Here is a 22,859-nt window from a genome sequence, read left to right as displayed (position 1 = left end):
ATTCAGCCGGCGAGCGGCCAGCGCTGTGCCGGCTCACGCGTAACGCGCGAGTGGGCCAGTGCCTGTTCGGGCAGGTAGCGCCAATGCGCCAGTTCCCCGGGTAGCCGGGCTTGCGGGCAGGCGATGCGCGCGGCGATCAGTGCGGCCTCGGCGGTTTCGTGGCGCCCAATTTCGTGTGCTTCGCGCAGCACGCGCCACTGGCGGCCATGCCGGATGATGCGGAAAAGACCGGCTTTCGATGGATAAACGTATTGCGCCAACATGGGGACGACGGGGTTCTGCGGGGATGGCGCCTAGCCTGCCGGGCTTGCGTGACTTCCCGATGATGGCCTTGCGACGGTTCCATGGCGCCTGACAAGCCCTTTGGTGACGGTCGCATCGGCGCCCCGTCATGTGAATGAGCGGCCTGTGAAAAGCACACAAAAAAACGGCCCGCATCGCTGCGGGCCGTCTGGTACGGGCAGGCTAAGCGCTTACTTGCGTTGCGTCGCGGTGGTGTCGCGGGCTGCGCGGAACTCCGAGTCCTTGCTCCAGTTGGGCCAGGTATCGGAATTGGCCAGGTCGTTGCCCAGCGTGTAGAGAATCTGCAGGTCGCGCGCCATGCCGGTAAACGGCCAATCCGCCTGCCATTCGTCCGAAGGCTGGTGGTAGTGCTTGGCGACGTACTCGTCCTCGGCGGCCTTGCCGGCAGCCAGGCCACCATCTAACCAGTCGTTACCCGAGCCGAACGAAATGGCAGGCACGCCGCGCTTGGCGAACGGGAAATGATCGGAGCGGAAGAAGTGGCCCGCCTCCGGCTTGGGATCGGCCGAGTACACCAGGTTCCACTTCTTGGCAGTGTCGGTCAGCTCGTCGAGCAGGTCGAGCTTGGCGCTGCCGGAAATGGTGAAGTTGCGCGCGGGGCCGTGCGGGTCGAGCGCATCCATGTTGATATCGGCCACGGTGGTGGCGAGCGGGTAGAGCGGCTTGGAGGCGTAGTACTCCGAGCCGAGCAGGCCCTTCTCTTCGGCGGTAACGTTGAGGAACACCACCGAGCGCTCCGGCTTGGGTCCCTGCGCAAAAGCGCGGGCCAGTTCGATTAGCGCGGCGGTGCCGGTGGCGTTGTCCACGGCTCCGTTGTAGATCTTGTCGCCCTTGGCGTCGGGGGCGCCCACGCCCAGGTGATCCCAGTGCGCGCTGTAGATCACCGTCTCGTTCGGGCGCTTGGTGCCCTCGATGCGGCCCACAACGTTGTGCGAAACGATGACCTTGGAGTCGACCTTGTAATTGGCCGAGAACGTTTCGCCCTTCAGCTCCACCGGCTTGAACTCACGCGTCTGCGCCTGCTTTTTAAGCGCTTCGAAGTCCAGGCCCGCGGCCTTGAACAGGTCCACCGCCACGTCGCGCTGAATCCAGGCTTCCAGCGGGGTGTGCACGCTGCGGGGGTGATCGCGCACCACGTCGAACTGAGTGTTCGTGTTGGAATTGGCGACAGTGGGCCAGCCATACGAGGCCGGTGCCGTTTCGTGGATGATCAGCATGCCGGCGGCGCCCTGACGCGCGGCCTCCTCGTACTTGTAGGTCCAGCGGCCGTAATAGGTCATGGCCTTGCCGCCGAAGTCACCTACGCCGGTTTCGAAATCCGGGTCGTTGATCAGCACCACGGCGATCTTGCCCTTGAGGTTCACGCCCTTGAAGTCGTCCCAGTTGCGCTCCGGCGCCTTCACGCCATAGCCCACGAACACCAGCGGCGCGTTCTTGATGTCCACAGCCTTGGAGCCGTCGAGCGCCGAGCGCACGGCAATTTCCTTGCCCTGGGTGAGGTTCTCGGCCTTGCCGTTCACGGTGAAGGCAAGCTGCGGCGTGCCGGCGATGTCGGACTGCAGCAGCGGCACGGCCTGGGTCCACTCGCGCTTGCCGTTCTTCAGGTCGCCGCCGGGCTGCACGCCCGCCGCCTTGAACTGGGCGATCACGTAGTCGACCGTCTTGGTTTCGCCTGCGGTGGCGGGGCCGCGACCTTCAAAGGCGTCGGACGAGAGGGTTTTCACATCGTCGGACAGACGGTGCGGATCGATGGTCGGGGTGGTCGGCGTGGCGGCGAACAAAGCCGTCGTCACCGAGAGGGCGAGCAGGGAAAGAGCCAATCGCTTCATGGACTACACCTAGCGGGGAAACGAACCTCGATAGTAGATAGCGCCAGGCGCGCAGGTCCATAGCATGAAGGTCTAGCGCTGGGGTCAACACACGGTGGGAGCAGGGTGAAAACCCTTGAAAACAGCCCTCCGCTGCCCGCGTCCGTGACTTTTTTCACCCCTCCGGGCAGAAAAATGCAAAAAAAACCGTATTTTTTCCGTCCTGCAGCTTGGCGCGATGGGTTGGCATGCCATACATTCCGCATGCCGAGAGGCATTTATAGACACCATCATCTTGATGACCACGGGGAAATGTATGGCGAAGGCGCAAAAAGCAGCAGCAAAGAAGAAGGCCGCTCCGAAGGCAGCTCCGAAGACCGCCGCCAAGGCAGTCGTTAACAAGCCGATCAAGGAAGCCCTGAGCAAGTCGGGTCTGGTCGCTCACATCGCTGAAGTCAGCGGCGTGATCGCCAAGGACGTGCGCGCGGTGCTCTCCTCGCTCGAGGCCGCCGTCACCAATTCGGTGCACAAGAAGGGTGCCGGTCACTTCACGCTGCCGGGCCTGCTGAAGATCACCGCCGTCAACGTTCCGGCCAAGCCGAAGCGCAAGGGCATCAACCCCTTCACCAAGGAAGAGCAGTGGTTCGCCGCTAAGCCCGCCACGGTGAAGATCAAGGTTCGCCCGCTGAAGAAGCTCAAGGACGCCGCTCTCTGAGCGTAGCGTTTCGCTAGAGTGTTCTTGCGTCAGGTGCGGCGTTTGCGCCGCACCTGACGGATTCCGGAGCCGAAAGCGCCGTGGCCATCAGGCCCGCCATCGACTCCTGCGTCGGCCCTCAGTGCCGATCGCTGCCCATCACCCGACCCGACTCCGGATCCAACTGCAGCGTTACGCGCTTGCCCGCGGGGTTGTCGGCCCGGGCCACCCACATGCCATCCTTGTAGTCCACGTCGCGCACATGGGTATAACCCTGCGTGGACAGTTCGGCGCGCACGTCCGCTTCGCTCAGGCGTGGCACCTGCCGGTCCGGGAGCGCCTGGCCACTCTTGGGGTCGATGCGCAGGTCCACGCCTTTGTCGTTGGCACTGCGTGCCTTGGCGGTCCACATGCCGTCGTGAAAACGTAGGTCGTGCACCTTGCTGTAGCCCTGTTGTTCCAGGGACGCCTGAATCTGGTGTTCGGTGAGCGCATCCTGCGCCATGGCGTTGGCGGCCACTCCCAGGGCCATCGTGATGGTCAATGAAGCGAGCTTCTTCATGGACATGCCTCGGTTGCTGGGGAGGCTCCCGAGTGTTCCCCCGTGCGGAATAACTTCCGGTGAACGCGACCGGGCTGGTGGCTGAACGGCACGTGCGCTCCCTCCGCTGCCCGGCATACAGCGATTCCGCCGACTGACATTTTGTTGAGGCTTGCCGGTGCATGCTCCCACCGCGGCGCTGGATCGCCGAGCCAATCCCAACACCCGCCGAGGGCATAAGCATGAGTCAAGCGAACGATCTGCCGTTGAGCCTGTATAAGGCCAACGCCGAATTCCAATTGCGCGTCAACAAGCTAGTGATGGAGAACTGGAAGAAATGGCTGGAGCTTTCCTCGCGCACCGTGGATGACGGCATCGCCCAATCGCAGGCGCGGGTAGAGCAGTTGATCAAGGCGCAGGACTGGGCCTCGCTCGCCACCTTGCCGGCCGATACCTTCTGGCGACAGCTCCAAATGCATGTGGGCGACGCCCATGTAACCAATCAGATTGCCGCCAATGTGCAGGCACACTTCGCCCAGGGCCTGCAGGAGGCCTTGTTGACCTGGCAAAAGGACACCGCGCGCGCGTTGAACAGCGCCGGGGAAAAGGGCCTGGCAGGCCCGTGGGAGGACCTCATCGCCCAGTGGGGGAGGTTTGGTTCATCTATGTGATGACATCCATGTTTCACGCAGCGCAGGGCGCGCGGTACTCGGGTTGTGAGCCCGGATTTGCTATCCTTGCGCTGTCCGCTCCGACTTATGCATCCGTTGGGTGCCAAAAGTGTGATCAAGAACGCACTTAGGGCCACGGAAGCACAGGGTGGGTGCCTTGTCAGGCAGGGTCGGGGGCGGTGGAATAGGCGAGTTATGGCGCGAGCCAGAGTGCTCCGGGTTGGGGCCTGCCTACACGGCGAAGCAGGGGCCGTTCACTGCGTTTTCACCCCTATCGTTGTTCGATCCAGCCCTTTGTACGGCGATCTTTAAGCCCGATCGCCGAGCTAGTGTCTTTTAGTGCTAAGGGGTAGCCAAAGATGCGGAAGGGTCTGGGGGAGCGTGCGTGGCTAAAGCACGTTGCGGTCACGTTGGGGTATGCGGCGGGCTTCGCTGCGCTTTACCAAGTTTCCTTTTCGCACTGGGTGCTCTTTGCGGGCTTTCGGCTTTGTGCGCTGCTGTTCATTCCCGTTCGCTACTGGCCTGCGCTGGCCGTTGGTGAGCTGATTCCGCTCGGCTATATCGGCTTTACGTGTCGCGAGCAGTACGGCACGGCGTGGGCGCTGGTGGTTACCGTGCCCCCTATTGCAGTCGCCATGCCCGTGGTGCACTGGTGCCGCGAGCGTTTGCGACTATTCCCCACGGCGTCCACCGTGAAGATGGGCATTCTGCTGCTCTGTATGTTCCTGGTGGCCGTGGTTTGGACGCTCTGTAATCTCGTCTCGATGGCGGTTACCGAACTGCCGCCGGGTTATCCGGCACTGCATTGGGACGTGCTCGCCTCACGCTGGTTTATCGGCAACTTCCTCGGTGTGCTGACGGTAACGCCACTCGCCGTATGGGTACGCGAATCGCTTGCCCTTACGCCCAAGGGCGCACGCTGGGGGCAGTTCATCGAGAGTCGCCTGTTGCTTGAGGCCGTATCCACCTTGCTGCCTACCTTGGCGCTGCTGATCTGGCTCAGCTTTCAGGCAGGCAGCGAAACCGCGCGCCAGGCCGCGCGCATGGCCATGTTTCTGCCCGTGATCTGGGTGGCGCTGCGCCATGGCTGGCAAGGCGCCGCCATTGGCGGCACCGCCGCCAGCATTGCCGTGGTGCTGACCATGCCGGCCAAGTACGACGCCGGCACCCTGCAGGCGCAGGTATTCATTGCCTTTGCCATTACCTCCATGCTGCTCCTTGGCGCGCGCATTTCCGTGCTCAACAAGAAAGACGGCAAGGATCGTGACGAACTGCGCATGGCGTTGGCGATTGCCCAGCGGAACATCTACGTGGGCGAAATGCAGCTACGCCAGACCTCGCTGGCCGTGGAGCAGATTCGCGAATCCGTACGCGTCGGTTATAGCCACCTGATTGGCCGTCTGCGCCATACCGTTCCGGTGGTAGACGAGCGCTCCTACATGCGTCAGGCAGCGATTGCGCAGGAGCAACTGTTTCGGTTGTCCGATAGCCTCTACCCCAGCACCTGGCGCGAGCGCGGCCTGCCTGCCGCCCTACGCGAAGGCTCCATTGCCCGTGGCCTGGCCGAGGTGGGCATTTCCTACTGGTGCGACATCGAAGGGCGCGGCCTTAGTCGGTTGTCGCCCAGCGTGCACATCGCCATCTATCGACTGGCGTGCGAATGCATTGTGCTGATCTGCTCCAAGCGCAAAGCCAGCGAAATTCGCCTGCGCATTCGCGGCGGCGCGTACAAGGGGCGTCGCTGGGTGGTGCTCAGCGTGGAAAGCCGCGTGGACGAAGAGCGTTCGGCCATGGCGCGCTGGGAAGACCTGATGGTGCGCCTGGCCAGCAGTGGCATGGGCTTTGACGCTATTCAGCACCGTGCGCAGGCGTTTGAAGGGCGGGCGCGCCGCCGCGCCTCGCAGGAGGGCGAGCGCATCAGCCTGATCCTGCATGATCCGGAAGTTGCTTGATCCGGAACCATAGCAGCGGCAGCCGCCGCCATGGTTCCGGATGGGTCGTGCTTAGTTGATGTGCGTGTTGCACTCAACCGGGTCGTTGCAAATCGACGCAGCGCGAAGCTGCATCGTGCCGTCGCTCAGCGGCGTAGCGGTCACGGTGGTGGCCGTGTCCTGATACACCGTGGTGGAGCTGGCGGTCGGCGTAGCCGTGGTGCTGGCCGTGGGCGCTTGTTGCGGCGTGGCCACCTGCTGGGAGAAACGGCCAATCGGCAGGGTGATGAACTGACCATTGGCGGTGCCTACGGCGCCCAGCACATTGCCGTTGATATCGTTCACCTGCACGTACTGAACGCCACCGAGCACGAAGACATAGGCGTGGAAGTTCGCGTTTGCGCTGACGTCGGTGGCGTTGGGCCAGGATTGGCCGAGGCCGGTGGCCGGCGGCTGGGTGGCCCATGCCGAACCGGAGAGAACCAGCGCCAACAATCCAGCCTTGATTGCACGATGTGACAGTAGTTTCCGCATATAAAACCCCTTTGTATGGATGACGTTCAATCGTTGAACATCGGCCCGAATGTAGCATCAAGCATGGGCCGCGCCTTGTGCCGCAGCACGCCGTTCCGCTTTGGCGCTCCGGGCAAAAAAGCAAAGGTGCCTACAAGAAACAATGCCGCGGCAACACCCACTTAAGGAACAAGTCGGCTGCTTTCAGGCCTTCGATGAGGGCTTGGGAGAGGGACTATGGCCTAAAGCCCAAGGCCTGGATAAACCAGGGCCTTTCACATCGGCGCCTAGTATCGCGCAAAGAACGGTGGAGGTCTGAGCACTGAGCGCACCCTCGGGGTGGTCGTTCAGAAATCTTGGGGGGGGCAAGCCGGGGGGGCAAAGCGGGGTGGCCGGGGCCTGCCGGTTGCCAAGGCCCGCGCGGGGCTCCCTAGTTCAATACACGCTACAGGGTGTGCTTAATCGGCCGGCTCTTCCAGCTCCAGGCGCGCCTGCAACACCATCCAGTACAAGGCCGTTGTGTTGAACGCGCGCGCGAATAGACGGGCGAGATCCACCGTCATTGGTCTGCCCTCCATCATCCAATCCTTTAACTGTGCGCTGGTGATGCCGATGCGCCGCGCTGTCTGCGCAAAGGTGAGGTCATCCGGCAGCATGTAATCGTGCAGCAGCACCTGCGCGGGTGAGCGCACGGCCAGCACACGGCTGACGTACATGCGCGGTGAGAGGGGAATCCGACTCATCACTGTCCTTGGTTGATGTGCGCGCACGCTTAAACACGCCGGCGCGAGCGCAGCGATACATGTAGGCAAAATGCCAATTCATGCGTACGTAATCGCCAAGGTGCGGCACACCGGCAACACGCCCGGTGCGCCGCGGGGGCGATCAACGGACGGGTCAGGTGCTGGCGGCGGTTTTTTGGCCCAACAAGCGCGCATAGGTGTGCAGGTAATGCACAGCCAACGATAACCCCGCGGATTCCAACGGGGTTAGGGCAAGCTGGCGTACCGGCTGGGAACCTCGGCGCGACGGGGCGAGGAGAGCCTCCTCGCTATCCATCAGCAGACCCAATAAAGCATCTGCCGAGCGGGCAATGCCGACCAGCGTTAACAACCGCTGCTCTGCGTCCTGCGCCGCGGCTGAGGGGGCCAGCGTGTCGGCGGAGGTCGCGTGCGTAGCCTCTGGTGGGAAAGACGGGCGTGCGCGTGCCGTATGATCGTGGACAGCCATGATCAACTTCCATTCAGTTGGTGATGGCCAGCGGGTCGTGAGTGTTAGTGGCACTCGCGGCCCGCGCTTCATGACCCGAGGGTCACGATTGCGCGAGAAATGGATTCAGACACCCCACGCGCAACGAGACAAAAAGTAGCAGAGCCCCGCCGAGTACCTTGTCAGCCAATGGCGCGTCGAGCCATGCGGCCCTGGCGCGCAACCGCTGCGGCGGGCGCTGTCAGTGGAGCGGGTGCGCGTGGTGCTTTCGCTATCAGCTAAGTGCCGAACCTTCGATACGGGAAGGAAAGGTCAAATCCCTTTCCATCGCCGTTTCGAGTCGCGCAAAGCATTTGCGCTACGCCTATTCGGCGAGCACTAGCACAACGAACTCCGAGTCATTGTCCATGCGCCGCTTAGCAGGATAGATAGCCAGCATCATGCTGCGATGAAGCCCCGCTGCGCGGTTCACGCGCGCTGTAAGCAGATTCAACTGGGCCTCCACAACGAGGGCTTCGCGGCTGAAATCGTCGATGCGTTGAGCGTGCGGAGCCGCATCACGTAGTGGGATAGGTCGTGACCATACAAGCCCTGCGCCGGATGAATGCGCATCGGTCATCCGAGCACAGCCAGGCCCTACATACTTTCTCAACCACACAAAAAGTTTCGATTTTGTTTGTGACGTAAGTCGCGTTGTCACGCCTTATGACCAGTCGACTCGTAAAGATGCCTTTGTGCCGGCCGTAAAAACATACGAATCACGGAAAAAGGCCGGAGGCTTCCATGTCGATCATCCGTCCCGCTGTTGCGGACACGCCGCCCCAGGTTGTGTCCTCACCACTCCAGAGCTTAAGAGAGCAACTAAATACAGATGCGAGTAGCTCGGCCTCCGACGCGTCGCTTCTTTCAAGTGATGATCTAGCTAAACGCCAAGCTGAGTTGGACGCGCGTTTAAGAATCATGTTCAGACCGACGCATATGCCTCAGGCTGCATCCAGGGCCTTGGATGCGTTGACGAGTACGATGGAGTTGGTCATGAGGGTGCGCCCTGATTTGGCTAATGCCAAGTTCGATTTCCAGACGGACAACGGCAAGATCAAAGTCATCTCGTCCTCCATGGACCAGATAGACAAGACGTGGCTGCAGCGCCAGCTAAACGCAAATAGTGCGCTGGTAGCGGCCCTTCAAAGCTTTCACGACGATGCGGTCGAGGGCTATCGGCTATGGGCAACGTTGGACGGATCCGCTGATGAACTGGATATGGCGGCGGTGTCGCAAGCGGCTGATGAAAAGTTCAGCTTTCTGGATGTCTTTCAGCAGTTCTACAAGGCTTTCAACGCAGGCAAGGATCGCAGCGAATCCTACTTCACCACGGATGGATCAGCGCTCAACTTCAACCTACAACCCAGCAGTGCGAGAACAATCCTCGAATTTTCCAAGGTCGCGAACGCCGTCAGGCTAGGAGCTGTGAACTATACCGACTCTCGCGGTAGAACTTATCATGGCGTTATGAGAGGCGACATTTTCGATATCCGTAACCTTCTCATCTTCCGACCAAATAGCGATCTAAACACGCTCGGATTCTACGCAAGGGCTTAGTTGAAGCGGCTTCGCTAATTCAAGCCAGTTGAAAGTATCGTTTCGCGCTCGAATGTATCGGTATGAAGAAATCGACCTTCAACGAGGCACAGCGAAGGTGTCATAGAAGAGGGCTGCCAGGCGCTCTGCGATATCGGATCCGACAAGTGGTTTTGGCAAAGCCAAAATCACCGCTTTTTGGCACCAGGCGCCTTGCGCCTGCCATGCCACTTGGATCTTTAGCTACGGCCACCACGCGATCCAATAGCGTCAAGTGTCGCCTCCGGCCCTTAGAGATGCTTTGATTTTGATCGTCATCCCAGCGGAAGCTGGGATCCAGCGCCTGTAAATGCTTGCCTGTAAGAGCACAAGATGAGCAGCCCTTCGGCCGTCGAAAAGCGCTTCCTGCCTTCGCAGGAATGACGAGCATAATCCCGCTTAATCAGGCCGTGCTCAGCGCCCCATGGGAGTCGCGGGAATGTGGGCGTCGTGTCACATCGGCGGGGAGCCATCGGCGAGAGGTGGCATCTTGCGGTGTTTGTACCGGCGCTTTCTTTTGGGTGGCCGTTGGTTACAGTGCGCACTGAATCCACTTATGCAGTCGATGGAGCGGGCCATGTCCAAGAACTCAAAAGCCAAGCGTGACGCCAAACGAAAGAAACTTCCCACGCGTGGACATGGCGGGCATACGAGCCGTCAGATTGAGCCTCACGGTGAGATGAAGGACTCAACCGGCCGGGTGATTGCCGGTATTGGGCGCCAGGGCAGTGATTGGGTACTGGTGATTGGCAATCAGGTGATCGGCGGCGGCGCTAGTGCGGCGGAGGTGATGGCGATGTTCCATTGCCTTGCGGACATCCAGCAGAAGGATGGAGGAAGTATCTCGCACGCCTACTCCTCGGAATTCCAGGCCGAGGCAGAGCGCGATGCGCTTGAGCAAGGCATGACGCTTGATGCGTATGTGGAACGTGCGCGTGCAGAGATGGCGAAGCCAGAGGATGAGGGCTCGGATGGTGCGGAAGATGACGAGCTGTAAGCTGACATCTTTCGAAGAAAAGGCCCTGTGCACTTCTTTACGCGCACAAGAGGTGCCAACCGTGTTCGTGACGTAAGTCGCATGGCCTCATGCGTATGTTCTGGTAGCGCCTAAAGAGATCTTCGAATTGGTCGTAAAAAATACGGATCATGGAAGAACACAGGAGGTTTCTATGTCGATCATCTCCCCCGCCGCTGCGGCCTCGGCACCCCAGATTGTCGCCTCACTTCCGGGCCTTTGCGGCAAGCCCTCATCATGGTGCACGAACGGCGCTCGCGCTTATCCGCGAGCAAAAGAAAAGGGCCTGCATTTCTGCAGGCCCTTGGAATCATGGTGGCCGGGGACGGAATCGAACCGCCGACACGGGGATTTTCAATCCCCTGCTCTACCAACTGAGCTACCCGGCCAAAATGTCGACGCGCATCGAAGATGCCGCGTGGAGCCGTGCATTAAATCGGAAGCGGGGAGGTTCGTCAAGCCTTTGTGTCGGGTGGCACGAAGCCTTGGGGTTGCTGCACGTCGCCGCCGAACAGGAATTTCTCCATTTCCAGGGTCAGGAACTGGCGCGACTTGGGGTCCAGCGGGTTCAAGCGGTATTCGTTGAGCAGCATGGTCTGGTGGCCCAGCCACTGCTGCCACGCTTCTTTGGAGATTTCCGCGTAGATGCGCTGGCCGAGGGGGCCGGGCCATGGGGCGAAATCCAGTCCTTCGGCGTCGTGGCCGAGTTTGGCGCAATGAACGGTACGGCTCATGGAAAGCGGCTCTTCAATGGTGGGTTTTACAGATCTTGCAGCAGGCTGCGCACGGGCGCAGGCAGGCCGAGGGCGGCGCGTTCGGCAGCGTCGCACCAGCGCCGTTGCGCATTATCGGCGACGCGGCGGTGTGCTGTCGCCTGATCGAACAGCAAGGGTTCGACTTTCAGGCGGTAGTGGCTGAACACGTGCATGAAAGCGGGCAGGGCTTGTGCATCGTCGATCTTGGCGAGGGCCTGTGCCGAGCGCCAGGCGTCGTCGTGATCGGCGGCTTCGGGCAGGCTCCACAGGCCCGACCACACGCCTTGCGCACCGCGTCGCTCAAGCAGCACGCGTCCGCGCGCATCGCGCAGGATCAGCATGACGGTTTCGCGCGTGGGTACGGCTTTGGTGGGTTTGGCGCTGGGCAGTTGCGCGGTGAGGTTGTCGCGCTTGGCAACGCATGAGGCGACCATGGGGCAGGCCTCGCAGCGTGGGCGCGAGCGCACGCATAGCGTGGCGCCCAGATCCATGATGGCCTGGGTGTAGTCGGCCACGCGGATGTCGGGCGTGAAGGCCTGTGCATGCTGCCAAAGCTGCTTCTCGATAGCGCTTTGCCCTGGGTGGCCGTGAATGCCCAGGTAGCGCGTGAGCACGCGTTTGACGTTGCCGTCAAGAATGGCGAATGGCAGGCCATGCGCTTGCGCAAGGATGGCGCCGGCGGTGGAGCGACCAATGCCGGGCAGGGCGGCCAGTGCGTCGAAATCCTTGGGTAGCTCGCCATCGTGATGTTCCACGCAAAGCTGCGCCGCGCGCTGCAGGAAGCGCGCACGGCGGTAATAGCCCAAGCCAGACCACAGCGCGAGCACGGTGTCTTCGTCGGCAGCGGCCAAGTCGCGCAGCGTGGGCAGTGTTTGCACAAAGCGTTGGAAGTACGGAATGACCGTGCTTACCTGCGTCTGCTGCAGCATGACTTCGGACAGCCACACACGATAAGCATCGCGGGGGTGTTGCCAGGGCAGGTCCTTGCGGCCGTGTTCGTCGAACCAGGCCAGTAGGGCGGTAGCAAACGGATTCATGGTGTCTTGCGCGGCGTAGCCGTTTTTGTTGGTGGTGTCTTGAGTGCAGCGCCTGAGGCGGGTGCGGTGGCGCTCGCTGCGGCAGCGGGTGCGTCATCGCCGGCCTGAATGGTGAGGCCTTCGATGCTCATGTCACCCACTTCGAGTTTGGCGATCTCGGCATGGCCGCTGCCGGGGGGCACGGCCAGGCGCGGGCCTTCGTCGTGATCGAGTTGGCTCCACCAGCTTGCCAGCGCCAATGGAGGCAGGCGCAGGTCGGCATGGTTGTCGGGGCCGTCGAGCTTGAGCGCGAGCATCAATGGGTTGACCTCATCGGCTGGGCTCAACGCGAGGGCCATGGTGTATTCGCCGCTGTCGGCGAGGTCGAGCTTGCCCGCTAGGTGCGCGGAGGCGTCGGCCGCACCGCGCCAGCGTGCATCGCCGGTAAGGTGCAGAGTGAGCGTGCTGCTGTGTGAGAGTTGCAGCGCGATGTTGTCCAGTTGCAGCGCATTGTTCTTGATGCGCGGCGTCAGCGACAGCCGCAGTTGCGTGGGGGTGTCGTGGGAATCTTTGGCGGAGGCCGTGAGTGCAAAGGCTTGATCGGGCGCGAGGCGGCCGGTGAGCAAGTCCACGTCGCTCAGCAGCATCTGGTTGCCGCGCACCAGTGTGCCGCGCGTGATGTGCACGCCCGCGTCAATGCGCGGAATGGTGGCGGGCGGCGTGGCAGGGCCGGAGGGAAGGTCGTCGAACCACGTTTGCAGTGCATCGAGATCCACGCGTGGCGAATCGATCTGCATTTGCGAAATCACCGTTTCGCCGCGAAACAGGGTGCGCCAAGGCAAGGCGAGCGTACCGCGCGCCGCGAGCAGAATGGGCATGTTGGCGCCTTGCGCGCTCAGCGTAATGCCCTCCAGTTCCAGTGCAGGGCGAGGAAACAGTGCGGGTGTGGCGGGGCTCGCCAGGCTCAGTTCCAACCCCGCCTCTTTCGCCTGCGACTGCAACATGGCGGTGATGCGCTCGGGTTGCAGCAGCACGTGCACGGCCACCAGTGTGGCCGCTACCAACGCCAGCGTGGCGCTGCTGGCGATGAGCAAGGTGAGGCGTAGCCAGCGCGGCACCGGTCGGCGCCCTTCAGCCTTGACCCAGGCTGGCGGGCAGCAGGCCGTCCACGTAGGCCTCCGCGTCGAACACACGCAAGTCGGTGGCAGTTTCGCCCAGGCCCACGTAGCGGATCGGCAGGCCGAATTCGCGAGCCAGCGCGAACACTACGCCGCCCTTGGCGGTGCCATCGAGCTTGGTCACGACCAGGCCGGTAACGCCGACGATCTGGCGGAACTGGCGTACTTGGCTCACGGCGTTCTGGCCGGTGGTGCCGTCGATCACCATGAGCACTTCGTGCGGGGCTTCGGTGTCGATTTTCTTGAGCACGCGGGCGATCTTGCCCAGCTCGTCCATCAGGCCGCCCTGGGTGTGCAGGCGGCCGGCGGTGTCGGCGATCAGCACGTCGGCCTGGCGCGAACGCGCGGCTTGCAGGGCGTCGAAGACCACGCTGGCGGCGTCGGCGTCTTGGCCTTGGGCGATGACCGGCACGGCGTTGCGGGCGCCCCAGGTCTTGAGCTGCTCAACGGCGGCGGCGCGGAAGGTGTCGCCCGCGGCGAGCATCACCTGCTGGCCTTCATCGCGATAGCGGCGGGCCAGTTTGCCGATGGTGGTGGTTTTGCCCGCGCCGTTGATGCCCACCGTGAGAATCACGAAGGGCTTGTGACTGGTGGTTGCCAGCGGCTGCTGCACTGGCTGCAACAGGGCGATAAGCGACTGGCGCAGTGCGGTGAGCAGTGCGCCGGCGTCGGCGAACTCGCGTTTGTGCATGCGCTTGCGCAGGTCTTCCACCAGCGCGGTGCTGGCTTCGATGCCCACGTCGGCGGTGATCAGGGTGGTTTCCAGCTCGTCCAGCAGGTCGTCGTCGAGCTTGGGGTGGCGCACGAACAGCGAGCTGAGCCCGCGCGCAAAAGCGCTGCCTGAAAGGCGCTCACGCCAGCTGCGCTTGGCGGGCTGGGCGGGCTGGGCGGCTTCGACAACGGCCGCAAGCTCGGCGGCTTCGTCTTGCACTGGGGCCTCTGCCGACGGTGGGGCCTCGGCGAGTACCTCGTCCAGCACGGGCGTGGTGTGGTTAAGCGAGGCGGCATCCGTGTCGTGCGGCGTCCCGGCGGCCGGCGGCACGGGCTCGGCCGCTGGCGCGGCAGGCTGGGCCGGAGGCGTTTCGGCGGGTTTCTTCTTCCAGAACTTAAGCATTGCGGCGACGATTCAAAGACAATGGGCGGCATGCTACCACCCCGACCCATACTCACCGCTGAGTTGAGCCTGCCGTGAAGAGCGCCCCAGGGCGCATCCGCATCATTGGCGGCCAACTGCGCAATTCCCGACTCGATGTGCCCGATTTACCCGGCCTGCGCCCCACGGCCGAGCGTGTACGGGAGACGCTGTTCAACTGGCTGGCCCCGGTGATGTCCGGCGTGCGCTGCCTGGATCTATGTGCCGGCACCGGCGCGCTGGGCGTGGAGGCGCTCTCGCGTGGTGCGGCGGCGGTGCAGTTCGTGGAGCGGGACGCCAAGGCGGCCCAGGCCCTTCGAGCGAATCTGTCGAGGCTCAAGACGAGCGGCGGGCAGGTGACCACGGCCGATGCGCAGGCCTATCTGCACGGGGCGGCGCAGCCGTTCGGGTTGGTGTTTCTCGACCCGCCATTCGCCTTGGGTCTGTGGACGCCGCTGGCGGAGCGCCTGGAGCAGGGTGGCTGGCTGGCACCCTCGGCGTGGATTTACGTGGAGGGCCCTAAAGGTCTGGCCCCAGTGTTGCCTGCATCGTGGGTGCTGCATCGCGAGGGGCATGCGGGCGAGGTGCGCTACGCACTTTACCGCCGCCTGGCACCGGTTTCCTGACCTTTGCGTACGGACGTTGGTCACTCTAGGCGGGGCACGCGAACCGGCCTAAGCTAGCCGCCCCTGTCCCCCCGTGGTCTGCCCTGTGAACAAGCCGCCGGTCAATACGCGTCTCGCCGTCTACCCTGGCACTTTCGACCCGATCACCAATGGTCATGCGGACTTGGTCGCGCGCGCCGCGCCGCTGTTCGAAAAAATCATCGTGGCGGTGGCCGAAAGCCCCAACAAGGGCCCGGGTTTCAGCCTGAACGAGCGCATCACGCTGGCGAGACTGGCCCTGGCCGACCTGCGCAATGTGGAGGTGCGAGGCTTTGACGGCCTGCTCGCGCATTTCGTGGAAGAGGTGGGCGCGGGCGTGATCATTCGTGGCCTGCGGGCGGTGTCCGATTTCGAATACGAGTTTCAGCTCGCCAGCATGAATCGCCATTTGATTCCGCAGGCCGAGACGCTGTTCCTCACGCCGGCCGAGCAGTACAGCTTTATCTCCTCCACGCTGGTGCGCGAGATCGGCCGGCTGGGTGGTGATATTTCCGGCTTTGTGCATCCTGCCGTGCAGCAGGCCATGCGCCAGCGCTGGCAGCGCGGCTAAACCCCACGCGAGTTCACGCCGCACCGCAGCACCGGCAACGGTGTCGGGGCGGGCCGCCGTCGTGTATCCTCGCCGCATCCTGCGGACAGGACAGTCACTCGCCGCGGACCTGTGGGGAGCAGGGTGGGGTGCCACCGCGCTTGCACCCGGGTTTCACGGTGCAGTCGCGCGACGGCTGGATGGTCCAGTCATCCAATGGATCCATAGCCCCAGATTCCACCCTCCAAGGTGACACACATGTACAAGTACGCTCTCCTCGCCGCCATCGCGCTCGCTGGCACCCTGTCGATCTCCGCTTGCAGCCAGCAGGAACAGGCTCAGCAGCCGACCGAGCAGGCCCAGGCCGTGTCCAAGCCGACCGACCCGAACGATTCCAAGGCGTGGAACGCCTACCTCGGTTCGATCGTGCAGAAGAACATGCAGGGCATGACCGCCGACCGTCCGTTCCCGTACCTGGTGCCGGCCGGTGACAGCGACGACGCCAACGCCCTGCGCCAGCGCCAGCTTGACCAGGTGCAGGACACCGTGGCCCGCGGCGTGCTGCCGGGCAACATGCTGGTGTTCGCGGGCCCGGAATCGGCCAAGACCGCTGAGTTCGTCACCGAAGCGTTCAAGGACGCCAAGCCCGGTTCGTTCAAGGACGTGATCGTGCTGGTGATCGGCGACGCCGCCGACAAGGATCGCGTGACCGCCGCGCTGCAGCCCACCGGCGCCACCGTGCGCTACGTGAACATGTAAGCAGCGGTTTCCGATTCGGAAATTCGACCCGCGGCACGCCAGTGTCGCGGGTTTTTCTTTTTATGCGGCGGTAACTTGCGTTGCGGATGGGGGGTTCCTCGGCCGCATCGGTGGGGCCTAGCGTGTAAACTGCCCGGCATGTCTCTGAAAATCCTCGATACCTGCGTCAATTGCGACGTCTGCGAACCGGTTTGTCCGAACAAGGCCATCTCGCTGGGCGAGGAGTACTACGTGATCGACCCGTCGTTGTGCACCGAATGCATCGGTCACTACGACCAGCCGCAATGCATCGAAGTGTGCCCGGTCGAGTGCATCATCATCGACCCCGCACACACCGAAACGCACGAACAGCTCGAACATAAGTACCACCACCTGATGGCCGCGAGCGGCGATGCCGCCGGGGCCGTGAACGATGCCTCCGCAAAGGACGACGCATGACGTTTTCGTTGAACTGGCGCGTAGCGCTGCTCGGGTTGCTGTTTACCGCTGGCGCGGCCTGCGCCGCCGATGGGCGCCCGCCCGTTTCCCCCGCCAACGCGCCTGCGACACACGCCCTTTCCCAGCGCCCCGGCCACGCCGGTATCGCCAGCGCCAATTTCCACGCCACCGAAGCGGGCCTGGAAGTGCTCGCCAAGGGCGGCAATGCGTTCGATGCGGCCATTGCGGTGGCCGCCACGCTGTCGGTGGTGGAGCCGGAAAGCTCCGGTATCGGCGGCGGCTTCATGGCCGTGCTGCACCGTGCCGATGGCCGCGAGGTGTTTATCGATGCGCGTGAAACCGCACCAGCCGCGGTGAATCCGCAGGATTACCTGGACAAGGACGGCGAGCCCAATCGCGACACCGCGCTCAATGGCCCGCTCTCGGCGGGTATACCGGGTGAACCGGCGGGCTTGGCCTGGCTCGCCACGCACTACGGCAAGCTGCCCTTGAAGGATTCGTTGGCGCCGGCCGTGCGCGTGGCGCGCGAGGGCTTTGTGCCGGATGGGCGCATGATCAATGCCATCACCGAGCGCGAGAAGGACATTCGCCGCTGGCCGGCATCCGTGGCCAAGTATTTGCCCAGCGGCAAGCCACCGGTAGCCGGGCAGACCTGGAAGGACCCGGACCAGGCTCGCACGCTGGAGTTGCTGGGCGAGCACGGTTTCGACGGGTTCTATCGCGGCGAAGTCGGTAAGAAGCTGGTAGACGCCGTGCGCGCCGCTGGTGGCAATTGGACGGCCAAAGATCTGGAGGGTTATCAGGTCAAGGAGCGTACGCCGATCAGCGTGGATTACCGCGGTTATCGCGTGCTCACTGCGCCGCCGGCTTCCTCCGGTGGCGTGGCGGTGGCGGAGATTCTCAATATTCTCTCCGGCTACGACCTCGCCAAGCTCGACGAGCCCCATCGCCTGCACTTGGTGATCGAAGCCATGCGTCGTGCTTTCCGCGACCACAACGATTACCTTGGCGATCCGGATTTCGTGAAGATGCCGCTGGATATGCTGCTGTCGCCGTACTATGCGGCGGGCCTGCGCCAGACCATCCTGATGGACAAGGCCACGCCCTCGTCGATGCTGCCGGCCAGCACGGGCGTCGATCCTGGCATGCACACCACGCATTTCTCCGTGATCGATAAGGACGGCAATATCGCCTCGATCACGCTGACGGTGAACTACACCATGGGCTCGACCTTCGTGGCCGAAGGCACCGGCGTGCTGCTCAACGATGAGATGGACGACTTTGCGCTGGTGCCCAACAAGCCCAACGTGTATGGCCTGCTCGGTAGCGCTGCCAATGCGCCGGCACCGGGCAAGCGCATGCTTTCCTCGATGACGCCGAGCATCGTGTTCGGCGCGGATCGCGTGGGCGTGATCGGGTCGCCGGGCGGCTCCACCATCATCACGCAGGTGCTCGAAGGCATCCTTGCTTTTATCGACGGCAAGGACGCCAAGGGCATCGTGGCGCAGAAGCGCTTCCACCATCAGTACATGCCTGACCGCGTGGACGTGGAGCCGGGCGCATTCTCGCCCGCCACCGCCGAGGCACTGACCCGCATGGGCCACACGCTGAAGGATCGCAACCCCTGGGGCTACATGAACGTGGTGACCTGGGACCTCAAGACCAACACGCTTGACGCGGCCAGCGATCCGCGCCGCGAGTCGGGTCTGGGCAAGGTGCAATAACGATGGAGCTCTGGTCGCTCACCGGCAACTCGCAGAAGCTCGATGGTGGCGCCATGTTCGGCAACGCCCCGCGGGCCCTGTGGTCGCGCTGGATCGCTCCGGACGCGGAGAATCGCATTCCGCTGGCGTGCCGCTGCCTCCTGGTGAAGAACCTGGATGGTAAGAACGTACTGTTCGAAACCGGCATCGGCGCGTTCTTCGAGCCCGCCATGCGCGAACGCTACGGCGTGGTGGAAGATCGCCACGTATTGCTCGACTCGTTGGCGCAGGCAGGCCTATCGCACGAGGACATCGATGTGGTGGTGCTCTCGCACCTGCACTTCGATCACGCGGGCGGCTTGCTTGCCGCGTGGGAAGAGGGGCAGGCGCCGCGCCTGCTGTTTCCCAACGCCACCTATGTCGTGGGCGCCGAGCATTGGCGGCGCGCGCTGACGCCGCACTCGCGTGATCGGGCCTCCTTCGTCCCCGAGCTGCAACCGCTGCTGGAAGCCAGCGGTCGGTTGGAGCTGGTGGAGGGCGACCATGCGAAGGCTTTGGGCCAGGCGGTGCGCTTTAGCTATTCGGACGGCCATACACCCGGCCTGATGCTGTCGGAGGTGGCCGGCGTGGTGTTCTGTGCCGACCTGATTCCGGGGCGCTTCTGGGTGCACCTGCCCATCACGATGGGTTACGACCGTTACCCGGAAGCCTTGATCGACGAGAAGCGCCGTTTTCTGGACGACAAGCTGGCAAGGGACGTGCGCCTGTTCTTTACGCACGATCACGATTGTGCGGTGGCGCGCGTGGTGCGTGATGAGCGGGGGCGTTACGGCACGGCGGACGAACAGCGCGAACTGCGGGGCTGACCGGACATAGCCGGTCGACACGGGGGAGATGACCGCGATGCAACCATGGCTACGACGAGTGCTGGGCACGCTGCTGTTGTTGGGCGGCGTGGGCTTGGCGGCAATGACAGAACAGGGCTTGCTCGACCACCGTCGGGCCGCCGAGCGGCATGGCGGGCAAATTCTCGACCTCGGGGCCGACGCGTCGCCGGGGTCGGGTCAGCATGGCTACCTGGCGCGTGTGTCGGGCCCGTTACGGGTGGTCGAAGCGCCTTACGACCCAGAGTTTGGTCAGCGCTCCCAGTCGCCAGTGCTGATTCGGCACGTGGAGATGTTCCAGTGGCGTGAAGTGCGTGTGTCCGATGAGGTGCATTACGAGTTGGACTGGGTAGATCGCCCGATCGACTCCAGCCGCTTTGCGCAGCCCGCTGGGCATGCCAATCCTTCGCGCTTTCCCATCCAGGGTAAGCAGTTCGATGCTGGTCAGGTACGCGTGGGTGGCTATGCGCTGGCGCCCGCCTTGCTGCACGCGTTGCCTGGCAGCGATGTGCTGATGCCGGACGCGAAAAGCTTGCCGCCCAATCTGGCGGCAAGCTTTTCCCTCAATGATCGTTATTTCACCACCAGCGCCAAGCCGGCTCAGCCGCGCCTGGGCGACCTGCGCGTGAGTTGGGAGATCGTGCCCGCCCAGCCGGTGACGGTGTTTGCGCAGATCGATGGCGACCAGTTGGTGCCCGCGGCACAAGCGAGCGATGGCAAGGGCTTCGATGTGCAGGTGGGTGAGCGCGCGCTCAATGACATCGCGCCGGACGTGCCACAACCGCCATCGTATGCGTGGTTGCGCCGCGTGGCTGCCTTGATACTCGGTGCGCTCGGCGTGCTGCTGCTATTGCCGGAGAGCCGTCGCACCCATCACGAGTGGTTGCTGGCGGTGGGCGCGGGTTCCCTGTTGGTTGGCGCGGTGGCCAGTGTGTTGTGGCTGGGCACGGACCTGTCCATGGGCGGACTTTGGTTTCTGGTGGCCTTGGCAGGGCTTGGCCTTACCGTGTGGCGGTTGCGGGTAACCTCGCACTGAGAGCCTGTTCATGATCTCCGCGTGGCCCGCGCCGGGAGCGGTCTGCGCGCAGATCAAGGAAGAACGAGGGCATGTACGTCCGTACACAACCGAGTGATGACGCGGAGCTGGGTGCAAACCGCCCCGGCCCGAAGGGTTGCACTGGTGTGCCCGCCAGTCAGGCGCTTCGCTCCCTGGCGGGCACACCAACGCAACGCGGACTACGCGGAGATCGTGAACAGGCTCAGAAAGCTTTCCGTGCGAGGCGCCCGATCAATTGGGGCGCTGATCCGCGAAGGCGTAGACGTGATCGGCCCACTGGATGGCTTCCAGGTAGATCGCCGCCATGCGACGGATCACTTGCGGCTGCACCTCGCCGCCGCGCAAGTCGCCGGCTTCCCAGGCGCGAATCTGCTCCAGCAAGGGAGCGAACGGCCCCTTGTTCTCCAGCAGGGCACCGCTGATTTCGCGTGCCAGTGGCAGATGCCACAGCACGAAATCCATCGGGGCTTCCATCAGCGAATCGAGCAGTGAGAACAGGCCAGCAGTGAAAGCCATCTCGCGTTGCTCGGGTGCCATGTGCTGGGCGAGCTTTTCGCACATGTGCGCTCGAATCAGCGCGGCGCGCAGCAGTTCCGGCGGGCGATCGCCCATGCCGCTGAGCGCCATGGTGTAGATCCAATTGCGCATGCGTGACGCGCCGAAGAAGATCGCCGCTTGCTGTACCGACTTGAGCTGACGGGGCAGGGCGAAATAGGCGGAATTCACGCAGCCCAGGAGCTTGTAGCTAAGGATGGCGTCGTCGCGCACGATCTGGCCCAGTTCCACCGGGCCCGGGTTGCCCTCCTGCAGCGCCTTCATCAGGCGAAGCAGGCTTAGGCGGTTGGCGGTGAGCACGGGCACTTCCACGGGCTCGGGCTTGAGCAGGAACTGACCTTGCACCGCCTGTACGGGCAGTTCTTCGCAGCGGCGATAGGTCGAGTGATCGTCCACATGCCCGGCGACCACGTGGGTGCCACGCGCGTGCAGGTATTCGCTGCGTGAGCGCAGCACGGTCGGGTCGAGCTTGCTGGCATCCAGGCGAACGAACTGCACCACTCGCAACAGCGGCTCTACCGCGGCGTTGTACTCCAGCTCCATGTCGCCAGCGTCCAGCATCAGCGGGCAACCGCGCTGTGCCATGCGGGTGAGGCGATCGACCAGGGCGGCGTCGGTAGCGGCCTTGGGGTCGAGCAGCACGCCAAAGCGCGGCTGGTGCTGCAGCACGTCGGTTTCTTCCATGAGCAGGTCGCGGGTGAGCCGCAGGAAGGTACGGTTGCCGCGAACCAGTCGAGCCAGGGCGCCATCGGTGATGGTGGCCAGGGCACGACGCATGAGGGTGGCCTCGTCCTCGTCGTCCTTCTGGAACACGATTTCGTAGGCGAATAGTTCGCGCTTGGTGTCCAGCATCGGCAGTCGAATCACCGGCAGCGGTTGTTCGCTGGCGGCGGCTGACGCGTCGAGGGCGGAGGGGATAGCCGCAGCTTCGCTCATGGTCAATCGATCGAGTGGCAGTGATGGAAACAAGCGGCAGGAGCCGCCTGGCGACGCGTGCGTGGAGTGTTCCCCCTCGCGCGCGTCATGGAATCAGGCCTCGGCCAGCGGTTGCGAGCGCAGGCTCGTGCGCAGTTCACCCGCGCGGCCGTACACGCTTGCATCGACATCGTTGTTGCCGGTCAGCACGGCCAGCGCCTTGCGCACCTGCTGCAGGCGTACACCCACCAGGGTGCCGTTGCGCTGGTTGAGCTGCTGGCAGGCGCGCAGCGACTGCAGGATCTGTTGCCAAACCGGCGCCAGTGCGCGGCTGGCCTCGGGCGCGCCCTGGCTGAGCTGCAGGCGCTCGCCGTCCAGTTGCTCCAGGCGGAGCATGAGGGCGTGTTTGCTGGCGCCGGCGCGATTGAGCGCGTCCACGTCAGCGGCTTCCAGCGCGAGGCGCTCGCTTTGCAGCGCATCGGTCAACTGCTCCACTGCGAGCCGCATCTCTTCGACCGCGGCCATCAGGGCATGGTCTAGTTCGGCTTGCAGGGCGTAGTTCATGACTTACCGTTGATCTGGTTTTCCAGCGACAGCATGCGGTCAGCGATGCGGCTGGCGTCGATCTTGTAGGTGCCATTGGCCAGCGCCTGTCGCACCTGTTCCACCTTCTTGGTGTCGACGGTGGCGCTGCTATGGGTGCGGGCGGCCTCCTGGAGGGCGCGCGCGGAGTCAGTCAGCTGCACGCGGTCGTCTCCGCTTTTGCTGCCGGCCGCGGCTTCGGCGCCGGGTGCGCTGGTGGCGCTGGACGTCGAGGCAGTGCCCTGGCCGGCGGGGGCCTGGGGAAGCTTGGGCAAGCCGTTGTTTGAGATAGTGGTGTTCATGGGTCCGTTCTCGAGTGCTTACGTTTGGCCCTGTTGATCTCAGGATCGGCCGGTTGGCCGCAAACTTTAGTGGTCTGTATTGCCGCT

Annotated in this window: 25 protein-coding genes and 1 tRNA gene; 12 read left to right on the top strand and 14 right to left on the bottom strand. The window is 63.5% G+C overall.

What is annotated here, in order from left to right; translation table 11 throughout:
• Nucleotides 1–2 precede the first annotated feature (2 nt).
• Complete coding sequence (locus tag AC3G2C_RS17215; protein ID WP_488385867.1) at nucleotides 3–263, bottom strand: hypothetical protein; 261 nt, start codon at nucleotides 261–263, stop codon at nucleotides 3–5.
• A gap of 210 nt (nucleotides 264–473) precedes the next feature.
• Nucleotides 474–2,132: a M28 family metallopeptidase gene (locus AC3G2C_RS17210; RefSeq protein ID WP_488385866.1), complete on the bottom strand. Its 1,659-nt coding sequence runs from the start codon at nucleotides 2,130–2,132 to the stop codon at nucleotides 474–476.
• Between the two features lie 295 nt (nucleotides 2,133–2,427).
• Here AC3G2C_RS17210 and AC3G2C_RS17205 point away from each other — a divergent pair, with 295 nt between their 5' ends.
• Entirely contained in the window at nucleotides 2,428–2,826 is a 399-nt protein-coding gene (locus AC3G2C_RS17205; RefSeq protein WP_488385865.1) for an HU family DNA-binding protein, read from the top strand.
• 118 nt (nucleotides 2,827–2,944) lie between these two features.
• Here the strand turns inward: AC3G2C_RS17205 and AC3G2C_RS17200 are convergent, their stop codons facing one another.
• Entirely contained in the window at nucleotides 2,945–3,367 is a 423-nt protein-coding gene (locus tag AC3G2C_RS17200; protein ID WP_488385864.1) for a PepSY domain-containing protein, read from the bottom strand.
• A gap of 221 nt (nucleotides 3,368–3,588) precedes the next feature.
• On the opposite strand from AC3G2C_RS17200, the gene AC3G2C_RS17195 reads away from it, so the two are divergent.
• Both AC3G2C_RS17195 and AC3G2C_RS17190 read left to right on the top strand, forming a co-directional pair.
• Nucleotides 3,589–4,017 carry a phasin family protein gene (locus AC3G2C_RS17195; RefSeq protein WP_488385863.1) on the top strand — a complete coding sequence of 143 codons (429 nt, stop codon included), beginning with the start codon at nucleotides 3,589–3,591 and terminating at the stop codon, nucleotides 4,015–4,017.
• 359 nt (nucleotides 4,018–4,376) lie between these two features.
• Nucleotides 4,377–5,969 (top strand): MASE1 domain-containing protein, encoded by a 1,593-nt coding sequence (locus tag AC3G2C_RS17190; RefSeq protein ID WP_488385862.1) that lies wholly within the window; start codon nucleotides 4,377–4,379, stop codon nucleotides 5,967–5,969.
• 51 nt (nucleotides 5,970–6,020) lie between these two features.
• On the opposite strand, the gene AC3G2C_RS17185 is transcribed toward AC3G2C_RS17190, so the two are convergent.
• The 3 genes from AC3G2C_RS17185 to AC3G2C_RS17175 form a co-directional block, all read right to left on the bottom strand.
• Nucleotides 6,021–6,482: a hypothetical protein gene (locus tag AC3G2C_RS17185; protein ID WP_488385861.1), complete on the bottom strand. Its 462-nt coding sequence runs from the start codon at nucleotides 6,480–6,482 to the stop codon at nucleotides 6,021–6,023.
• Between the two features lie 437 nt (nucleotides 6,483–6,919).
• On the bottom strand, nucleotides 6,920–7,204 hold the full coding sequence (locus AC3G2C_RS17180; protein ID WP_488385860.1) for a helix-turn-helix transcriptional regulator: 285 nt from the start codon (nucleotides 7,202–7,204) through the stop codon (nucleotides 6,920–6,922).
• Nucleotides 7,205–7,358: 154 nt separating this feature from the next.
• Nucleotides 7,359–7,691, bottom strand: a complete 333-nt coding sequence (locus tag AC3G2C_RS17175; RefSeq protein ID WP_488385859.1) for a hypothetical protein — start codon at nucleotides 7,689–7,691, stop codon at nucleotides 7,359–7,361.
• A gap of 762 nt (nucleotides 7,692–8,453) precedes the next feature.
• Here AC3G2C_RS17175 and AC3G2C_RS17170 point away from each other — a divergent pair.
• Together AC3G2C_RS17170 and AC3G2C_RS17165 are read left to right on the top strand one after the other, a co-directional pair.
• Nucleotides 8,454–9,269 carry a hypothetical protein gene (locus AC3G2C_RS17170; protein WP_488385858.1) on the top strand — a complete coding sequence of 272 codons (816 nt, stop codon included), beginning with the start codon at nucleotides 8,454–8,456 and terminating at the stop codon, nucleotides 9,267–9,269.
• 595 nt (nucleotides 9,270–9,864) lie between these two features.
• Entirely contained in the window at nucleotides 9,865–10,284 is a 420-nt protein-coding gene (locus AC3G2C_RS17165; protein WP_488385857.1) for a hypothetical protein, read from the top strand.
• A gap of 331 nt (nucleotides 10,285–10,615) precedes the next feature.
• Here AC3G2C_RS17165 and AC3G2C_RS17160 read toward each other — a convergent pair.
• From AC3G2C_RS17160 to ftsY, 5 genes are all read right to left on the bottom strand, one after another.
• A tRNA-Phe gene (locus AC3G2C_RS17160) sits at nucleotides 10,616–10,691 on the bottom strand.
• Nucleotides 10,692–10,757: 66 nt separating this feature from the next.
• On the bottom strand, nucleotides 10,758–11,036 hold the full coding sequence (locus tag AC3G2C_RS17155) for an oxidative damage protection protein (protein WP_488385856.1): 279 nt from the start codon (nucleotides 11,034–11,036) through the stop codon (nucleotides 10,758–10,760).
• Between the two features lie 26 nt (nucleotides 11,037–11,062).
• Nucleotides 11,063–12,094, bottom strand: a complete 1,032-nt coding sequence (gene mutY / locus AC3G2C_RS17150) for an A/G-specific adenine glycosylase (protein ID WP_488385855.1) — start codon at nucleotides 12,092–12,094, stop codon at nucleotides 11,063–11,065.
• Nucleotides 12,091–13,191 (bottom strand): AsmA family protein, encoded by a 1,101-nt coding sequence (locus AC3G2C_RS17145; RefSeq protein ID WP_488385854.1) that lies wholly within the window; start codon nucleotides 13,189–13,191, stop codon nucleotides 12,091–12,093. Before AC3G2C_RS17145 ends, mutY begins: the two co-directional genes overlap by 4 nt.
• Nucleotides 13,192–13,204: 13 nt before the next feature.
• Complete coding sequence (gene ftsY / locus AC3G2C_RS17140) at nucleotides 13,205–14,365, bottom strand: signal recognition particle-docking protein FtsY (RefSeq protein WP_488385853.1); 1,161 nt, start codon at nucleotides 14,363–14,365, stop codon at nucleotides 13,205–13,207.
• A gap of 74 nt (nucleotides 14,366–14,439) precedes the next feature.
• Between ftsY and rsmD the strand changes: the two genes are divergently transcribed.
• The 7 genes from rsmD (at nucleotide 14,440) to AC3G2C_RS17105 (ending at nucleotide 20,397) form a co-directional block, all read left to right on the top strand.
• Nucleotides 14,440–15,009 (top strand): 16S rRNA (guanine(966)-N(2))-methyltransferase RsmD, encoded by a 570-nt coding sequence (gene rsmD / locus AC3G2C_RS17135; RefSeq protein ID WP_488385852.1) that lies wholly within the window; start codon nucleotides 14,440–14,442, stop codon nucleotides 15,007–15,009.
• 85 nt (nucleotides 15,010–15,094) lie between these two features.
• Nucleotides 15,095–15,598 carry a pantetheine-phosphate adenylyltransferase gene (coaD, locus tag AC3G2C_RS17130; RefSeq protein WP_488385851.1) on the top strand — a complete coding sequence of 168 codons (504 nt, stop codon included), beginning with the start codon at nucleotides 15,095–15,097 and terminating at the stop codon, nucleotides 15,596–15,598.
• A gap of 237 nt (nucleotides 15,599–15,835) precedes the next feature.
• On the top strand, nucleotides 15,836–16,336 hold the full coding sequence (locus AC3G2C_RS17125; protein WP_488385850.1) for a hypothetical protein: 501 nt from the start codon (nucleotides 15,836–15,838) through the stop codon (nucleotides 16,334–16,336).
• 138 nt (nucleotides 16,337–16,474) lie between these two features.
• Entirely contained in the window at nucleotides 16,475–16,774 is a 300-nt protein-coding gene (locus tag AC3G2C_RS17120; protein WP_488385849.1) for a YfhL family 4Fe-4S dicluster ferredoxin, read from the top strand.
• Nucleotides 16,771–18,498, top strand: a complete 1,728-nt coding sequence (ggt, locus tag AC3G2C_RS17115) for a gamma-glutamyltransferase (RefSeq protein ID WP_488385848.1) — start codon at nucleotides 16,771–16,773, stop codon at nucleotides 18,496–18,498. Before AC3G2C_RS17120 ends, ggt begins: the two co-directional genes overlap by 4 nt.
• A 2-nt stretch (nucleotides 18,499–18,500) precedes the next feature.
• Entirely contained in the window at nucleotides 18,501–19,343 is an 843-nt protein-coding gene (locus AC3G2C_RS17110) for an MBL fold metallo-hydrolase (protein ID WP_488385847.1), read from the top strand.
• A gap of 37 nt (nucleotides 19,344–19,380) precedes the next feature.
• Entirely contained in the window at nucleotides 19,381–20,397 is a 1,017-nt protein-coding gene (locus tag AC3G2C_RS17105) for a TMEM43 family protein (protein ID WP_488385846.1), read from the top strand.
• A 252-nt stretch (nucleotides 20,398–20,649) separates the two neighbouring features.
• On the opposite strand, the gene AC3G2C_RS17100 is transcribed toward AC3G2C_RS17105, so the two are convergent.
• The 3 genes from AC3G2C_RS17100 to flgM all read right to left on the bottom strand — a co-directional run bounded on the left by AC3G2C_RS17100 (nucleotide 20,650) and on the right by flgM (nucleotide 22,772).
• The gene (locus AC3G2C_RS17100) at nucleotides 20,650–21,909 is read right to left on the bottom strand and encodes an EAL and HDOD domain-containing protein (RefSeq protein ID WP_488385845.1); all 1,260 of its coding nucleotides are present in this window, start codon (nucleotides 21,907–21,909) and stop codon (nucleotides 20,650–20,652) included.
• A gap of 93 nt (nucleotides 21,910–22,002) precedes the next feature.
• On the bottom strand, nucleotides 22,003–22,452 hold the full coding sequence (locus AC3G2C_RS17095; protein ID WP_488385844.1) for a flagella synthesis protein FlgN: 450 nt from the start codon (nucleotides 22,450–22,452) through the stop codon (nucleotides 22,003–22,005).
• A complete protein-coding gene (gene flgM, locus AC3G2C_RS17090; RefSeq protein ID WP_488385843.1) occupies nucleotides 22,449–22,772 on the bottom strand; it encodes a flagellar biosynthesis anti-sigma factor FlgM in 324 nt (107 codons plus the stop codon). Before flgM ends, AC3G2C_RS17095 begins: the two co-directional genes overlap by 4 nt.
• Nucleotides 22,773–22,859: the final 87 nt, after the last annotated feature.

The sequence above is a fragment of the Frateuria sp. sgz306004 genome (genome assembly GCF_057750885.1).
Note: the sequence above shows the minus strand (reverse complement) of the source record. Positions and strands in the feature narration are given on the sequence as shown.

Bases quoted from the DNA above. Each gene is read 5' to 3' on its own strand.
- AC3G2C_RS17215 (WP_488385867.1), bottom strand. From the start codon at position 263: ATGTTGGCGCAATACGTTTATCCATCGAAAGCCGGTCTTTTCCGCATC.
- AC3G2C_RS17210 (WP_488385866.1), bottom strand. From the start codon at position 2,132: ATGAAGCGATTGGCTCTTTCCCTGCTCGCCCTCTCGGTGACGACGGCT.
- AC3G2C_RS17205 (WP_488385865.1), top strand. From the start codon at position 2,428: ATGGCGAAGGCGCAAAAAGCAGCAGCAAAGAAGAAGGCCGCTCCGAAG.
- AC3G2C_RS17200 (WP_488385864.1), bottom strand. From the start codon at position 3,367: ATGAAGAAGCTCGCTTCATTGACCATCACGATGGCCCTGGGAGTGGCC.
- AC3G2C_RS17195 (WP_488385863.1), top strand. From the start codon at position 3,589: ATGAGTCAAGCGAACGATCTGCCGTTGAGCCTGTATAAGGCCAACGCC.
- AC3G2C_RS17190 (WP_488385862.1), top strand. From the start codon at position 4,377: ATGCGGAAGGGTCTGGGGGAGCGTGCGTGGCTAAAGCACGTTGCGGTC.
- AC3G2C_RS17185 (WP_488385861.1), bottom strand. From the start codon at position 6,482: ATGCGGAAACTACTGTCACATCGTGCAATCAAGGCTGGATTGTTGGCG.
- AC3G2C_RS17180 (WP_488385860.1), bottom strand. From the start codon at position 7,204: ATGAGTCGGATTCCCCTCTCACCGCGCATGTACGTCAGCCGTGTGCTG.
- AC3G2C_RS17175 (WP_488385859.1), bottom strand. From the start codon at position 7,691: ATGGCTGTCCACGATCATACGGCACGCGCACGCCCGTCTTTCCCACCA.
- AC3G2C_RS17170 (WP_488385858.1), top strand. From the start codon at position 8,454: ATGTCGATCATCCGTCCCGCTGTTGCGGACACGCCGCCCCAGGTTGTG.
- AC3G2C_RS17165 (WP_488385857.1), top strand. From the start codon at position 9,865: ATGTCCAAGAACTCAAAAGCCAAGCGTGACGCCAAACGAAAGAAACTT.
- AC3G2C_RS17155 (WP_488385856.1), bottom strand. From the start codon at position 11,036: ATGAGCCGTACCGTTCATTGCGCCAAACTCGGCCACGACGCCGAAGGA.
- mutY (WP_488385855.1), bottom strand. From the start codon at position 12,094: ATGAATCCGTTTGCTACCGCCCTACTGGCCTGGTTCGACGAACACGGC.
- ftsY (WP_488385853.1), bottom strand. From the start codon at position 14,365: ATGCTTAAGTTCTGGAAGAAGAAACCCGCCGAAACGCCTCCGGCCCAG.
- AC3G2C_RS17125 (WP_488385850.1), top strand. From the start codon at position 15,836: ATGTACAAGTACGCTCTCCTCGCCGCCATCGCGCTCGCTGGCACCCTG.
- AC3G2C_RS17120 (WP_488385849.1), top strand. From the start codon at position 16,475: ATGTCTCTGAAAATCCTCGATACCTGCGTCAATTGCGACGTCTGCGAA.
- ggt (WP_488385848.1), top strand. From the start codon at position 16,771: ATGACGTTTTCGTTGAACTGGCGCGTAGCGCTGCTCGGGTTGCTGTTT.
- AC3G2C_RS17110 (WP_488385847.1), top strand. From the start codon at position 18,501: ATGGAGCTCTGGTCGCTCACCGGCAACTCGCAGAAGCTCGATGGTGGC.
- AC3G2C_RS17105 (WP_488385846.1), top strand. From the start codon at position 19,381: ATGCAACCATGGCTACGACGAGTGCTGGGCACGCTGCTGTTGTTGGGC.
- AC3G2C_RS17100 (WP_488385845.1), bottom strand. From the start codon at position 21,909: ATGAGCGAAGCTGCGGCTATCCCCTCCGCCCTCGACGCGTCAGCCGCC.
- AC3G2C_RS17095 (WP_488385844.1), bottom strand. From the start codon at position 22,452: ATGAACTACGCCCTGCAAGCCGAACTAGACCATGCCCTGATGGCCGCG.
- flgM (WP_488385843.1), bottom strand. From the start codon at position 22,772: ATGAACACCACTATCTCAAACAACGGCTTGCCCAAGCTTCCCCAGGCC.